13 protein-coding genes are annotated in these 13,460 nt (G+C 26.4%); 5 read left to right on the top strand and 8 right to left on the bottom strand.

Features of this window, described 5'->3' with window-relative positions:
* The first annotated feature begins 63 nt into the window (after window positions 1-63).
* Together HPY57_14500 and HPY57_14495 are read left to right on the top strand one after the other, a co-directional pair.
* The gene (locus tag HPY57_14500) at window positions 64-864 is read left to right on the top strand and encodes a hypothetical protein (protein ID NPV12973.1); all 801 of its coding nucleotides are present in this window, start codon (window positions 64-66) and stop codon (window positions 862-864) included.
* A gap of 144 nt (window positions 865-1,008) precedes the next feature.
* Window positions 1,009-1,263, top strand: coding sequence for a hypothetical protein (locus HPY57_14495; protein ID NPV12972.1), 255 nt, complete (start codon window positions 1,009-1,011; stop codon window positions 1,261-1,263).
* A gap of 162 nt (window positions 1,264-1,425) precedes the next feature.
* On the opposite strand, the gene HPY57_14490 is transcribed toward HPY57_14495, so the two are convergent.
* The 8 genes from HPY57_14490 to HPY57_14455 all read right to left on the bottom strand — a co-directional run bounded on the left by HPY57_14490 (window position 1,426) and on the right by HPY57_14455 (window position 10,007).
* On the bottom strand, window positions 1,426-1,839 hold the full coding sequence (locus tag HPY57_14490) for a hypothetical protein (protein ID NPV12971.1): 414 nt from the start codon (window positions 1,837-1,839) through the stop codon (window positions 1,426-1,428).
* Window positions 1,840-1,862: 23 nt separating this feature from the next.
* The gene (locus tag HPY57_14485) at window positions 1,863-2,216 is read right to left on the bottom strand and encodes a hypothetical protein (protein NPV12970.1); all 354 of its coding nucleotides are present in this window, start codon (window positions 2,214-2,216) and stop codon (window positions 1,863-1,865) included.
* Between the two features lie 161 nt (window positions 2,217-2,377).
* Window positions 2,378-4,198: a hypothetical protein gene (locus tag HPY57_14480; GenBank protein NPV12969.1), complete on the bottom strand. Its 1,821-nt coding sequence runs from the start codon at window positions 4,196-4,198 to the stop codon at window positions 2,378-2,380.
* Window positions 4,199-4,213: 15 nt separating this feature from the next.
* Window positions 4,214-5,899, bottom strand: a complete 1,686-nt coding sequence (locus HPY57_14475) for a hypothetical protein (GenBank protein ID NPV12968.1) — start codon at window positions 5,897-5,899, stop codon at window positions 4,214-4,216.
* Window positions 5,900-5,908: 9 nt separating this feature from the next.
* The gene (locus HPY57_14470) at window positions 5,909-7,369 is read right to left on the bottom strand and encodes a hypothetical protein (GenBank protein NPV12967.1); all 1,461 of its coding nucleotides are present in this window, start codon (window positions 7,367-7,369) and stop codon (window positions 5,909-5,911) included.
* A complete protein-coding gene (locus HPY57_14465) occupies window positions 7,366-7,818 on the bottom strand; it encodes a hypothetical protein (protein NPV12966.1) in 453 nt (150 codons plus the stop codon). The genes HPY57_14470 and HPY57_14465 overlap by 4 nt, the downstream gene beginning before the upstream one ends.
* Before the next feature lie 43 nt (window positions 7,819-7,861).
* Window positions 7,862-9,445 carry a hypothetical protein gene (locus tag HPY57_14460; protein NPV12965.1) on the bottom strand — a complete coding sequence of 528 codons (1,584 nt, stop codon included), beginning with the start codon at window positions 9,443-9,445 and terminating at the stop codon, window positions 7,862-7,864.
* Window positions 9,446-9,626: 181 nt separating this feature from the next.
* Complete coding sequence (locus HPY57_14455; GenBank protein ID NPV12964.1) at window positions 9,627-10,007, bottom strand: hypothetical protein; 381 nt, start codon at window positions 10,005-10,007, stop codon at window positions 9,627-9,629.
* A gap of 160 nt (window positions 10,008-10,167) precedes the next feature.
* Here HPY57_14455 and HPY57_14450 point away from each other — a divergent pair, with 160 nt between their 5' ends.
* The 3 genes from HPY57_14450 to HPY57_14440 are packed head-to-tail and all read left to right on the top strand — an operon-like array spanning window position 10,168 to window position 13,437.
* Entirely contained in the window at window positions 10,168-11,373 is a 1,206-nt protein-coding gene (locus tag HPY57_14450; GenBank protein ID NPV12963.1) for a hypothetical protein, read from the top strand.
* A 29-nt stretch (window positions 11,374-11,402) separates the two neighbouring features.
* Complete coding sequence (locus tag HPY57_14445) at window positions 11,403-12,728, top strand: hypothetical protein (GenBank protein ID NPV12962.1); 1,326 nt, start codon at window positions 11,403-11,405, stop codon at window positions 12,726-12,728.
* A 19-nt stretch (window positions 12,729-12,747) separates the two neighbouring features.
* Window positions 12,748-13,437, top strand: a complete 690-nt coding sequence (locus tag HPY57_14440; GenBank protein ID NPV12961.1) for a hypothetical protein — start codon at window positions 12,748-12,750, stop codon at window positions 13,435-13,437.
* The last annotated feature ends 23 nt before the right edge of the window (window positions 13,438-13,460 follow it).

The raw sequence follows: 13,460 nt of genomic DNA, 5'->3' as shown, positions 1-13,460 counted from the left end.
TTAATTAAGCATTTAATTTTTTTTAATAACAAAAATATATTATATTTGTAAAAAAATAATAAAATGATAAAATCTTTACTACCAATTTATTGTCCTGCTTGTGGTTTTAAATTAACTATTGAAAAAGGTGACAAAGATGATATACTCAAACTTATGTGTAAGAATCCAAACTGTTTTGGTTCTGCATTAAAGAAATTACAAAAAGGTATTATAGCATTAGAAATAAAAGCTCTTGGTCCAAAAATTATTGAAAAACTTTTTAATGCTGGTATAATATCTTCTATTGATCTTTTTAATCCTGATAAATTTAATGAAAAAGTTTTAATTGAATCAGGTGAATTTCAAAAAGGACGAGCTCTTGAAAAGATTATAACATCTGTAAAATCTACAAAATCTATACCTATTCATAAAGCTATCTTATCACTTCAGTTAGATAAAATTGGTAGAACATTTTCTGAAAAAATTGCTCAAAAACTATCTGGTTTACCTTATGATTTTAGTGGTTTAGAACTTGATATTAGAGAAAAATTGGAAGATGAAAATTCAGAATTAAACAAAATTATTAAAGAATCTCTTGAAATGTTTAAAAAATATGGTGTTGAAATCAAATATATGGAATCGCCTAAACTTGTTTCTGTCTCAGATATAAAGAAAATCACTAAAAAAGTGGCTATTGAACAGAAAGCAACACAAGAAATTAAAGACATTATTGCAAAATTAGATTGGGAAATTGTTCCAGTTTGTGCAGAAGGTTGTGATTTTCTTATTGTTGAAGATAAAAACAACATTGAAAATTTTGATTTGATTAAACAAATTGGTGTTAAAATAATGACTATAAAACAAATTAAATTGTTATTCTTATGAAACAATGTAAAAACAATATAGTCAAGTAACACCTAATTTTATATGTGAGACTAAAAATAAAAATGAGGAAAATATTGTAGAAAATAATTTTTTATTTTAAAACTTTTCCATATTTTTGTATATAATTAATAAAAATAATTTTTTATGGCAAAAATAATTTGTATGACTGGTTCACCAAAAACATCTGGCTTTAGTACTAAGGCAGTATTTCTTAATAAATTAGCACCATATGGTTATTCAGAAGGTAAAATGACTAAAAAGAATAACAAGGTTGATATTCTTGTAACTGACGACCTCAATTCTAAAACAAATAAAATGTCTCTAGCAAAAGAACTTGGTGTAGAGATTATGACCTACGCTGAACTTGCTGAAGCATTTGATCTTGAAGGTGATATTTAAGATGCTAAATACTACAATTATTACCTGACGAAGATATGATTGTTTCGCCAGCATTACAGACTATTAAACTTGTATCGCTGTTCCATCAAACAACACCGATTATTAAAAAGAAAGCCACTCATTGAGTGGCTTTCTTTATGATTTGTTCTTCTTGTGGTTTTTCTAACCTTCTTTAAATATTTCTGTTTGTAAAATCTTTAAACATTCAAGAACTGCGAATTTTGTACCTTCAGTTATAAAATTGTATAGACTGAATATATTATTTTCTACTGGTATTTTATCAAAATATTTTTTATCTACACATATTTCATCAACATTACTTTGATATTTCAAATAGAAATCAAATATTTCTGCATCATCTACAAAACCTACCAAAATTTTACTATTAGGATCTTCTATGTATTCACTGATAAAATTTTGAACATTAACTAATTCATCTGGATTTTCAATTGAATTATCTAATAATAAAAGTATTCCTCTTTTAAGTGATTTATATTTATCTGTTATTTTATCCTTAAACTTATTGTCTAAGGTTTCAAACATAAAATCTTTATATTTTACTGTAAATTTTTCCATACCATATATATTAAAATTATTATCTATTTTATATGTATGCTTGAAACATCATTATGAGAAGATGTTGGTTCCATTCTTGGTGCAAATGTAATCAAATCATCATCAGTTTGAAAATCCATAAGCTTTGCAATTCTTGCTTCTTTTGAATATTTCTTTCTTCTGTTTTCACGTTCTTGTTGTTTCTTCTTAGCATTATTACCTTTTTGAAGAATTGGTTTATCTATGGTTTCTTTAAATTTTCTTGGTATTTCAGTCGCACTATTACCATCACCACCATCAAATTGTTTACCTTGATATGTAGTGAAATCATAATTTATATTATAATTCAATGCTAGATTAGGTCCATTAAATTCTTCATATGTTTTGATGTGTTTCATATAAGTATATATTAAAAATTAACAATAATTTAACATAAAAATCATAAAAAAATAATTTTCTTTAATATATAAGGAAATATATTTTATGTGGTTCAAACAGAATTAACTCAAATTATATTTTTTATGATTAATTATTTAGTTTATTGAATTTTGTATTTTAATTATACATATAATTTTGCTGAATTAGAATCAACAGATATTAAATATTTACCTGTATGGTTCATAGGTGCTGAATAAACATTATCATTCACATACCTTAATGCTTGTAATCTATTATTATTTCTTCTATATGATAGATGTATCCAGCAAGATTTTTCACTTCTTGTTTCAAATAATAATTGATCATAACCAACTGGGTGAGTTTTATAAAATTCTAATAAAGCATTGAATAATTTTAAATTAGCATCATTTAGTTTTTTCCAACTAGAAGTATCTAATATCTGAAAATCAACAGCTTGGCCTTTAAAATGTTGTGATGTTGTTGAACCACCTGATGGAATAAATGCTCTTGTAGCACCATTAATATACCATTTTTTATAAAGTTCAGGATATTTGTTTTTTAAATATGTAGCAAAAGGTCCCAACACATCATTGATAAATTCATTCATGCATCTAACAACATCATCACCTTTTATAATTAGTTTACCTTTTTTGGTATTAAAAGTTACATCTCTTGGATCTTGATATTTATTACCTAAACTTTGTTTTGTTAAAATATAAGAATTTCCTACACCTCTTAAATCGTCTGTTAGTATAATTTTATCTTTTGAAACCGAACCAGTAACTGTTATTGAGTTTGACGAGCCAACTTCTAATATTCCAGAAGTAGAAGTCGTTTGGTTTTCCGAATAATATGAACCATAACCTTCTGTTGTATTAGTTGTCGTTGAAGCTTCTTCGGTAATTGCATTTCTACCTTTTCTACCAGACCAAAAACCTGCATATGGGTCTTCGTTTAAAGCTGTATTTACTTCTTTTTCAAATGTTGTTTCTCTTTCAATTACTTCTTCCTCATCTAAATCATCAAGATGATCAAAGTCATAATTAGGTCGAATTGTTGTACCCGTTGCCTCATTTTCTTTTAATTCAATCAAATCTTTTTTTCTTTCTTCCATAACCTTTTCAGGCAATGTTTCTTTCTTATCTTCTATTATAGGTTCGCCTTTAATATCTTCTGATTTAGTTTCTTGTTTTGGATATTGAGCATCTAAAATTTTAACATCATTTATTTTTGTAGCATCATCCTTAACTGGTGTTTTCAATCTATTTTTATCATAGTCATCTTGTGATATTTTATTATTATCTACTATTTTAACATTATTGGAAACAAAAGTTTCTCGTAATAATTTATATTCATTGATTTTTTGGTCAAGTTGTGGTCTTAAAATAGGAGCACCCAAATTGCCTATTAATGTTGATGGTATTAATAATGTGTCCATAAAACTATCCATCCATTTGAAAAAATTTGTTCCTAAGACAGCATCTTGATCACATAAACTATGACCTATATTTAATAATTGATTATTATTTTTTAATTTAATATCAATACTTTCTTTTTTTACTCTAATTGCATTACCAAAATAATCAAGTGTTAGAGCATTATCATCAGAATATAATTGTGTTCTATGGTCGAATAATAAAGATATAAAATTTATATACTCATCGTCTGATAATTCTTCTAATTTATCTTGTAAATTTATATTATAATTTTCTGAATAAATATATTGTGGATCATATAAATTTCCCTGTGGAAAAATTACATTAACTATTTTACCTATAGCTGGAACACAAAAAGATTTACCATCTAAACTTCTAAAAGGGGATGCCCAAGGTATATGTTCTAATTCAATGTCATTAAAAACGCCTTGTACTCTTACCTTAATTCTACCTTTTCTCTTTTTATCCTTATTATCTTCAACTATACCAACAAATATTTTATTGTTCAAATAATCTTGATTTTTCTGTAATATTGGCGAAAACATATTATCACTTTATTTTTATCCACCAAGTAACGAATTTAATTCATTTCTTGCAGCATTTTCTCCTTCATTAAGTATATCTGAACCTAATCCTCTTACAAAATTTTCTAAAGATAATTTTCTAAAATCAGGATTATACACATTGTCAGGATATATATTAGGCATTTGAAATGGTTTTCTTACTTGTCTTAGTATTTCATTAATTAATGAACCTCTAATTTGAGTGAATCTACTAATCATTTTTTCTTTTGCAACATCGATATTATTCTCTGCTATTTGCTTAAGATTTTCCAAAAAGTCTTTTTTATCACTACCATAAATACTTTGCGCTGTCTTTAATTTATCAATTGTTGTTGAAAATGTATTAGTCTTTGTATGGTCATGTGATTTTACATCTTTTGTTCTAATAATATGGTATGGATTTTCTTCTTGTTGGACATAACCTTCAATAGTTTTTGATACAGCAATATTATAACCTATATTAGTTTTAATATGAGGTATTTGACCTATATCATTTTTCATTGCATTTCTTCTTTTTTCATCAATTACTGATGGTTGTACCAATTTTTCATTAGGATTTGAAAGTTCACCAGTTGCTGATTTAAGTGATTCAGATGATGAAAACTTTTCTTGTTCTTTTTTAATATTAATTTTATTATCCGAAAATATATCAGTAGAAAAATATTTAGCATTTGATAATATAGTATTATTAATAATTTTACTTGATTTATTAAGAAGTGTATAAGAATTATTTATCAAAGGTGAAATAAACTCTCTTGTTATTGATTTATATTTTATATCAAATGTTAAATTTCTTGGAGTTTTATCAGCAGTACTACCAAATCCAGCCATAGAAATTGCTTCAGCAAATGGCTTTGTATTTGAAAAATCAAAATTACAATCGTGTAATCTATAAATTATTTTAGGCGGATTTGAATTTATATTATAAAATATATTTCCATTATCATCTGTACCTATATTTCTAAAAATTCTTATATCAGTTATTTCAACCAATAAATCAAATCTTAAACAGTTTTCAGGTATAACATATCTTTGGTAATTATATGAATACGATAAATTATTATATAATTCAGCTATATATGTTGCTAATAATGAAACATTTTCAGATAATGTTACAGTCAATTTATCTTCAGGATATTTTACCATTTTTGCCATAAGTTTATCTAATCCTGAAATAGTTTCAATATAATATGACTTATACTTATCTGTATTATTAAGTAGTGTTCTTCCAAATAGATTTTCAAATCTTGATATAAATTCAAATAAGATTGGTTTTCTTTGTCCTATTTCACCAATTGTTTTACCATATTTGTTTATAAAGTATAAAGCCGTTCCAGTTTCACCTATTTGTGTTTCATCAAGACCATATCCATAATTCCATAAAGGTGAGTCTTCAATTGCAATTTTTACATTATATCCAAGGTATGTGGGATCATCAAAGAAGGTTGATATGTCAGTACTATATCTAAAATCATTATCAACATTTGTATACATCATACCTTTTCTAATAGCATCTTGGTCATAAGTGTGTAATTCTTTCTTATTTTCTTTTTCCCAATCTGCTTGCCATTGTTTCGCACCTTTATCTAAATGTGTCTTTGTTTTAGCAATTTCTTTATCAAGATCGCTAAGTTCGGTATAACCTCTTAGATAAGCACTTTTTTTATCATCTGACCATTTCATATTATTATATTAATTTCTATTTGGAAAATCATATTTTTCTGTTAATTCCCTTTTAACCAATGTTATTTCCTGTATATTACCTTCTTTTTTATCAAAAATGAAATTGATTGCTGTTATTAACCATTCTCCTGATAATTTATGAATTATTGTTTCTTCAAATCTATCTGGATTTTTATCAATACTGTTTTTTTCACGGGCATTTTTCCTACTAGGATCTTTAGCAGTTGCTTCGGTTTTTGTAGTTGTTTTTCCCAAATTATACAATTCTACATTAACCTTTTGAAAACGGTATAAACCATAATTTATTTTTTGCATTCTTACTTTCATTTTTAATTTCTGTAAAAATTTAAGATTCATTTTATTCTGTAACTGACTATGTAAGAAATTTGCATGAACATTGTCTGTATCTAATTTCCCCATCCAAGTGTTGTTTGTTTGATTGTTGTATAATTCATCACTTTCTGTGTCGTTTCCTTTCATAACAATTTTATTTGCACCTGCATCTGATATAGAATCAAGAGCATAATTTTTTACATTGTCATCTAGTTTATCATAGTAAATAGCATAATGTCTATATCCATATGTTAAATTAACATTTGTACTACTATTTTCTATTGTATATTTGTCTATTTTAAGGTTGGTATTATCTCTATCAGGATGATTTGTTAAAATAAGAGGTATCTCATATTCTTCACCTTCTTTAAGCATCTGTTTATTTTCAACTAACGTTTTTTGTTCTGATATATCTTCTGTTAATTGTTTTTCAATATCAACATAATTAAAATTATAATAGAAATCAACATAACCAAATAAAAATGTTTCATCACTAATATATGATGCATCAACCATATTTCTTATAAACTCTATTTTATAGTTTCCTGGATTTATCCAAACTTGATCGTCATTCGTATTTACTATATTTGTTGCAAAACCAAGTCCCATGTCAGTAGAAACTTTTTTAATAACTTCAAATGTAGTACCTTTATAACTTTCCCAATCTATTAAATAAAAATCATCAACATTTAATGCTCCATCTATTACATAGGTGATGTGTTCATTTGATTTAGCACCTTTTATAATAGTAAAATCAGTAACTTTAAAGTCCATTTTTATACCCATAAAAGATGTATTTGTAGAATCTTTAAAAACACTTATTATAGAATTATCAATAGGAAAATTTTCATCAAGTAGTTTGTTTGTAGGATCTGAAAATTCTAATCTTAATCTAGGTAAAAATTCATCATTAAATAAATATAATTTTGTAATATTTGTACTTTCTATCGTAACATTATTAAGATAGACAACAGGATATTTTGCCAAATCATCAACATTCCTTTGAACATCATCATCACTCTTTTCAGGTAATTCAATATTATTCTTTTCTGCTATCTTAACTAAATCAGGATTATTTGCATAATTTAATTCATATGCTTTAGTTATTATTGTTGATCTTTGTAAAACTTCTATCATGACAATTTAGTATTTAGTTTTATAGTTTTATTCTTTTTATCAACCAATATCTGTTGAAAATCAACGGGTTTTATAGTTGGTGGAACACCTTTTTGTCTTGTTGGATCTATTCTTGTTTCTTTTTTCTTTTTTGGATTTGCAACATTATCAGCAACTGTATCATCTCTTTCAATTTCTCTTAAAGATTGCAAGCCTTGTGCATAATATATAATATTACCAGATTGAACCGACCATGGATTAACTATATCATTTAAAACCATAAATTCTTCTAAATTATATGAACTGGAATATAAACGCATCATTACTTTATCCAACCTACATTCTTCATCATCTTTAACAAAATTATAGTAAAGGTCAAGTGGTTTTTCTATGATAGTTTGTCTAAAAATATCATATAAAAAATCTTGATTTTCATCTCTTGTTATTGTATCAAATGTAAAACTATACATAATATTTAAATAACTTTATTATTTTTATACCAGATGGATTTCCTTAATTAGTTGTAACTGTGTTCGATTCGGTTGGTTTATTTTTTGGTGTTGGTTTATTTACTTCTTCTGGTAAATTTGGAATAGGTGTTTTTTCATTATTGTTACTAGCACTTTCACTAGGAGTCGCATATGCTCTTTGATAACCATTATTAAACATCCCGAATATTTCTTGTGCACCAAGATTTCTACCTAACGCTACTTGTATTTCTACATCTAATCTTGTTGGTATATCATTATAACCAAATTCATTATTAAAATTCATAGTTATAGATTTAACAACTATATTACCAACTGATAAAAATGGTGAATATGGATTGCCTAAAGTTAAATGCCAAGGTGTTGAATTCTCACCTGTCATTAATGCAATAGAACCCATCATTGCATATCTCCATTTCATAACAGTACTTGCTAAAATTGTTTGAACTAAACCATCAGTCCATCCACCTAATAAACTATCAGCACTACTAAGTAATTTATTTTTGGCTGCTGCAGCTGGTATTTTTTCATCCTTATCTGGTGTTTGCTCTTTATTTCCACCAATATCTGTAAACAATTCTTTAATAGCATTTACAAAAGCACTAACAACTGCGTTTATGAATTCCCACCAAGCTGATAAATTAGTACCAGCAGCATTAGCCGCTCTTAATTTATCCAAAATCCCACCAGATGCAGGACCATTCAATACAAATTCTGTATTTCTAGTTCCCATATAAATACAATTGTGAATTAAATCCAACATAGCATTACCTGGATCAACATCTCCTATGTATTTTTGTTCATATGATGTTTTAAGCGTAAGTGACATCTCAGAAACGTTACCGTAACCTGGGTTTGCATCTTTCGCTCTTGCTGCTGCTTCTTGAAGCACAGATGGATTACCTTGAGGTATGTTTTTTGAATTGTATCCTGTAATATCCATCTTATTTAAAAAACCAAATAATAAACCCTGCGACCAACCTGGTAAAGAAAGTATATTACCAGCTTTCAATTTAAATTCTTCTTCTAATATTTTAAAAATAACTTGATCTAATCTTTCATTAATTACCGTCCATGTTTCATTAAAAGTTATTCCAAAAAATTTATCATCTTCTGGTTTTATCCAACCAACCATTGTATATCTTGGTTCTGGTGGTGTTCCACTCCATTCTTGTAGATTAGTCTTTGGAACTGTTGTGGCATCAGTAAAACGTCTTAAAACCCACATCCTATTCATCGGATATACACCTAAATCTGTCAGATAAGCAAAATGAGCCGCTTCAAATTTCATTGCATTAAATGATGGGTCGCTAAAATCTCTTATTAATTTTAAGTATGGATTCAAATCACTTTCCTTATTAGGTAAAGAATATTTATAAACAGTATCTTTATAGTAATTTTTTAAACTGTTAGTATCTGCCGCACTTTTATTTTTATAAACAACACTCCTCGAAGTATCTCTACCTTGAGTATTAATATCTAAATTTCCTTTTTCATCAAAATCAAAACCTCCTCTAACCCAATTAAAAATACTATCCCTATTATCATCATTATTTAATATAGGAATATGTAGTAAAAAATCTAATTCATTAAACCCACCTAAAGCCATAACAGAATTTTAATATTTTTTTATTATATATTAAAATGCTGTTACTAAAATGGAAATAAAATTAAATATTCTCTATCTTCTGAATCGATTTAAAATGTGATTCGGTAATTTTTACCTACTTTCTTCGGAACCTAAAAAATTCCTCACTATCTGTATTACTGTTAAAATAATCGTCTAAGTTTTAGTAGTCTTTTATAATTTGTGATGTATTGAATTTTGACATATTTTCAAATATATCATTAATAATTTCTTTATTATTTATAAATTCTTCGTAAAATAATAGTACATTAAAATTAATGTTAAATTCTAATATTTCTTTAAGTTTGAATAATTCATTAACTGAGATATTTTTATTTTTGAAATCAGGTATATAATATATATCTTTACCTTTTCTTAAAGAATGGTTTATTCTTGTATAGACCATAAGATTAAAATAATCTTTATGTTTATTAATATCTATATCATAATCATTTATGAGTTCTTGTATATCTACTATTACTTTATTTTTAATTCTATTAATTTTGATGTATTTATCAAATTTTCTTCTAGTTTTACAAAACACAATAAAAAAATTCATATATAAATTAACAACATTTTTCATTATATATAATCAATTTTATGTCCCCTATGTTAATTGATATAAATTTTTTAAACTTTTATTACACATGTATATAAAATAAAAATAGGAGAGCAATCGCTCTAAAAAAATAATAGATTCCTATATGGCAAAAAAGTCAGGAACTCCTAATCTCTCATTTAAAGAAATGCGAGAGATGATGGAAACTATCTCACAAAAAACTTCCATTGTAATAGAAAAACAAACAAAAGAAAGAACATATATAGATACCAACATCTATATACTTAATGCTCTGTTGTCTAAGTCTATTTTACATGGTGGTATTTCAAAAAATCGACTCACCATATTTGCAGGTGAAGAATCTGTTGGAAAATCTTATTTGTGTTATAACATTGCAAAATCTGCTCAAAAAGAAGGATATAATGTTATTTATATTGATACAGAATTTTCAATAGAATTAGATCAACTTGAAGAATTTGGTTTAGATATTTCACCAAATAGATTTATGTTGATTCGTTCCAATAAAGTTGAAGATATTAAAATTATGTTGGCACAATTTTTAGATCAATTAAAAGAAAAGAAACAAAATGGCATTGATATTGATAAAACTATTCTCTTTTTAGATTCAATTGGTCAATTAGCTTCGTCTAAAGAAATAGAAGATGCAATAGAAGGAAAAAATAAAACAGATATGTCAAGAGCAAAAGCAATCAAATCTCTTTTTAGAATTATTACAGCTGATCTCGGGTATCTTGAAATTCCATTTGTTGCTACAAACCATATTTATATGTCACAAGATTTATTTCCAGTCGCTATTCAATCTGGTGGTAAAGGTGTAGATTATTCGGCATCAACAATTGTTTATTTAACAAAAGCCAAATTAAAAACTGGCGAAGAAGATGAATTAGATTTAAATGCATCAGGTATTGTAGTTACAGCAATAGCAAGAAAAAATAGAAATGCTAAACCAAAGAAAATTAAATTTGAAATTAATCATACAACTGGTACAAATAAATTTAAAGGATTAGAATTTTTCTGTACACCAGAAAATTTTGATAAAGTTGGTATTGCAAAAGTTAAAGAAGAAGTTGATAAAAAAACAGGTCAAATCGTTTATAAACCAGGTGGTACAAAATGGTTCGTAAAACATCTTAATAAATCATTATATGAAAAACAAATTTATAATTCGAAAGTTTTTACAGATGAAGTATTAAAGGCACTAGATCCAATTATCGCAGATTATTTTGCATATGCAAATCAAGCTGAAATTGATAAAATTCAAAATGAAATGGACGAAATGTACCAAGAATTTGAATCAGATCCAGATTTCGATATTGATAATGGTGATTAAAAAATACATAAACCAGTATGGGTGAAAAGATGAATGTTGGAATGGAAAAGGTTTTTTTCCATCATATATTAAATAATCCTGAACAATTTCTAAAAGTAGAACCGTATTTCTTTAAAAATGAGGATATACAATTTATTTATAGTGTTGTGAAAAATGAGTATATGGTAAGTAAAACAAAATCTGTTCCAACACCTGCCCAAATTTTAGCATTAGTTAAACTAAATGATATTGAAAAGAAAATTTCAGATAATCTTGTTAAAATGTTATTAAAGGGTGACAATTCTGAATTTGGTGAAGAAGAATGGATTGTACAAAGATTTAAAGCTTGGAAGTTATCTAATATTACAAAGAATAATGTTTTAAAAAGCGTTGAACTTATAAGAGGCTTGGAAGAAATTAATTATGACAATGTTACCGATGTTGCGTCAAAAATCAGACAGATGTATAATGAATCAGCAATTATTGATAATGATGATGATGATTTGGGTGATGATTTTGATGATCCTGAAACTCACAAAGTTACAGAGACTACAAAAAAAATAACCACAGGTTGGGGTTGTCTTGATAAGATTCTATCAGGTGGTTGGGATCAAGCATCTATGAATGTTTTGATGGGGGAAACAAATGTTGGTAAATCTATGTGGATGCAAAACATTGCAGTTAAAGCCGCAAATCAAGGTGCAAATGTTGTTTATGTTACACTTGAAATGAGTTCTCAAAAGTGTATGAAACGTATGGGTTCTATGCGTTTAAGAATACCTATTAAAGAATATGATGATAAAGCAAGAGATGTTATCTTCATGAAGAATAAAATCAATTCACTAAAGAATATGAATAGTGGATTATTCAATGCAAAACCAGGAAAGATAATCGTAAAAAAATATAATACAAGTGATTGTACTATAACAGATTTAGACAATTATATAATCAAACTAGAACAATCAAAAGGTATTAAAATAAATATGGTTATTGTAGATTATATTAATATTATGGCTATTGAAAAAGGTTTAGACTTTGCAAATATGTTATTCTTAAAAGGTAAACATTTGGCTGAAGGTTTACGTTATATTGCTGACAAACACAATCTTTGTGTTATAACAGCAACACAAACTGATAAAGCTGTATGGGGCGCAAATGACATAGATTTAAAAAATATGCCAGAATCAAAAGCTATAGCTGAAACCGCTGATTCTGTATGGGCAATTATCAGGAATCCTGAAATGAAGAAAAATAATGTTTATAGATTGAAAATCCTAAAATTAAGGGATGGTGAACATAAAGGCGAACAAGTACGTTTTAATTTTAATACAGAATATTTATTAATGGAAAACGATGAATTTGTTGGCGTAGCATAAAAATAAATAATCTTAAATAATGTCAAAGAAGAAGCATATAGAAGATGATAACGAAGAAATATTAGATAATACAGAAGAAAATAGTGAAAAATCACTATTTGAAGAAGAAGGAGAAGATTCAATTGATCTTAACATAGATATAGATGAAGAAAACTATAACAAAGAAGAACTTTGTATTCTTGAAGAAGAAGATACGGAATTTGACAAAATATTTAAAGGCACAGTTAACAAACACAAATTAGAAGGTATTCATACTCTTAAAAGAGATACTATATTTATGGGTAAAGAAGAACAACAAACTGAAGAAATAGAAACATTATCCATGTATATAGACTTACAAAATGAAAGTTATGAAATTGAAAAAGGTTCTGATTATGAATTAGAATCAAGACATTATGAAGACTACTATTATAGAAAAGAATTAGTGAAAGATGTATATGAGATATTGAAAGAAAATACTGATATCGATTTTGTAATGAATAGAAGAAAACCTAATAAACAAACTTTTAATGATTATTATGTAATGTGTGTGACAAAATTAAATACAAAATATTCAAAATCAGAAATTTTTGTAGAATTATCGTATTATTTTACTGATAACATATTTAATATGTTCAAATTATTAAATAAAAAGAATGCCACAGGTATTATACTAGAATTAAAAGAAAAAGGTTACCTAACTGATATAGGAAATATAAACTTTATTTAATTTATCATATATAAAATAATACT

The sequence above is a fragment of the Ignavibacteria bacterium genome, assembly GCA_013177855.1.
Lineage (GTDB): Bacteria > Bacteroidota > Ignavibacteria > Ch128b > Ch128b > Ch128b.
This window is presented reverse-complemented; position numbering and strand designations above follow the sequence as displayed.

Coding starts and splice junctions, on each gene's coding strand:
- HPY57_14500 (NPV12973.1), top strand. CDS start 64: ATGATAAAATCTTTACTACCAATTTATTGTCCTGCTTGTGGTTTTAAA.
- HPY57_14495 (NPV12972.1), top strand. CDS start 1,009: ATGGCAAAAATAATTTGTATGACTGGTTCACCAAAAACATCTGGCTTT.
- HPY57_14490 (NPV12971.1), bottom strand. CDS start 1,839: ATGGAAAAATTTACAGTAAAATATAAAGATTTTATGTTTGAAACCTTA.
- HPY57_14485 (NPV12970.1), bottom strand. CDS start 2,216: ATGAAACACATCAAAACATATGAAGAATTTAATGGACCTAATCTAGCA.
- HPY57_14480 (NPV12969.1), bottom strand. CDS start 4,198: ATGTTTTCGCCAATATTACAGAAAAATCAAGATTATTTGAACAATAAA.
- HPY57_14475 (NPV12968.1), bottom strand. CDS start 5,899: ATGAAATGGTCAGATGATAAAAAAAGTGCTTATCTAAGAGGTTATACC.
- HPY57_14470 (NPV12967.1), bottom strand. CDS start 7,369: ATGATAGAAGTTTTACAAAGATCAACAATAATAACTAAAGCATATGAA.
- HPY57_14465 (NPV12966.1), bottom strand. CDS start 7,818: ATGTATAGTTTTACATTTGATACAATAACAAGAGATGAAAATCAAGAT.
- HPY57_14460 (NPV12965.1), bottom strand. CDS start 9,445: ATGGCTTTAGGTGGGTTTAATGAATTAGATTTTTTACTACATATTCCT.
- HPY57_14450 (NPV12963.1), top strand. CDS start 10,168: ATGGCAAAAAAGTCAGGAACTCCTAATCTCTCATTTAAAGAAATGCGA.
- HPY57_14445 (NPV12962.1), top strand. CDS start 11,403: ATGAATGTTGGAATGGAAAAGGTTTTTTTCCATCATATATTAAATAAT.
- HPY57_14440 (NPV12961.1), top strand. CDS start 12,748: ATGTCAAAGAAGAAGCATATAGAAGATGATAACGAAGAAATATTAGAT.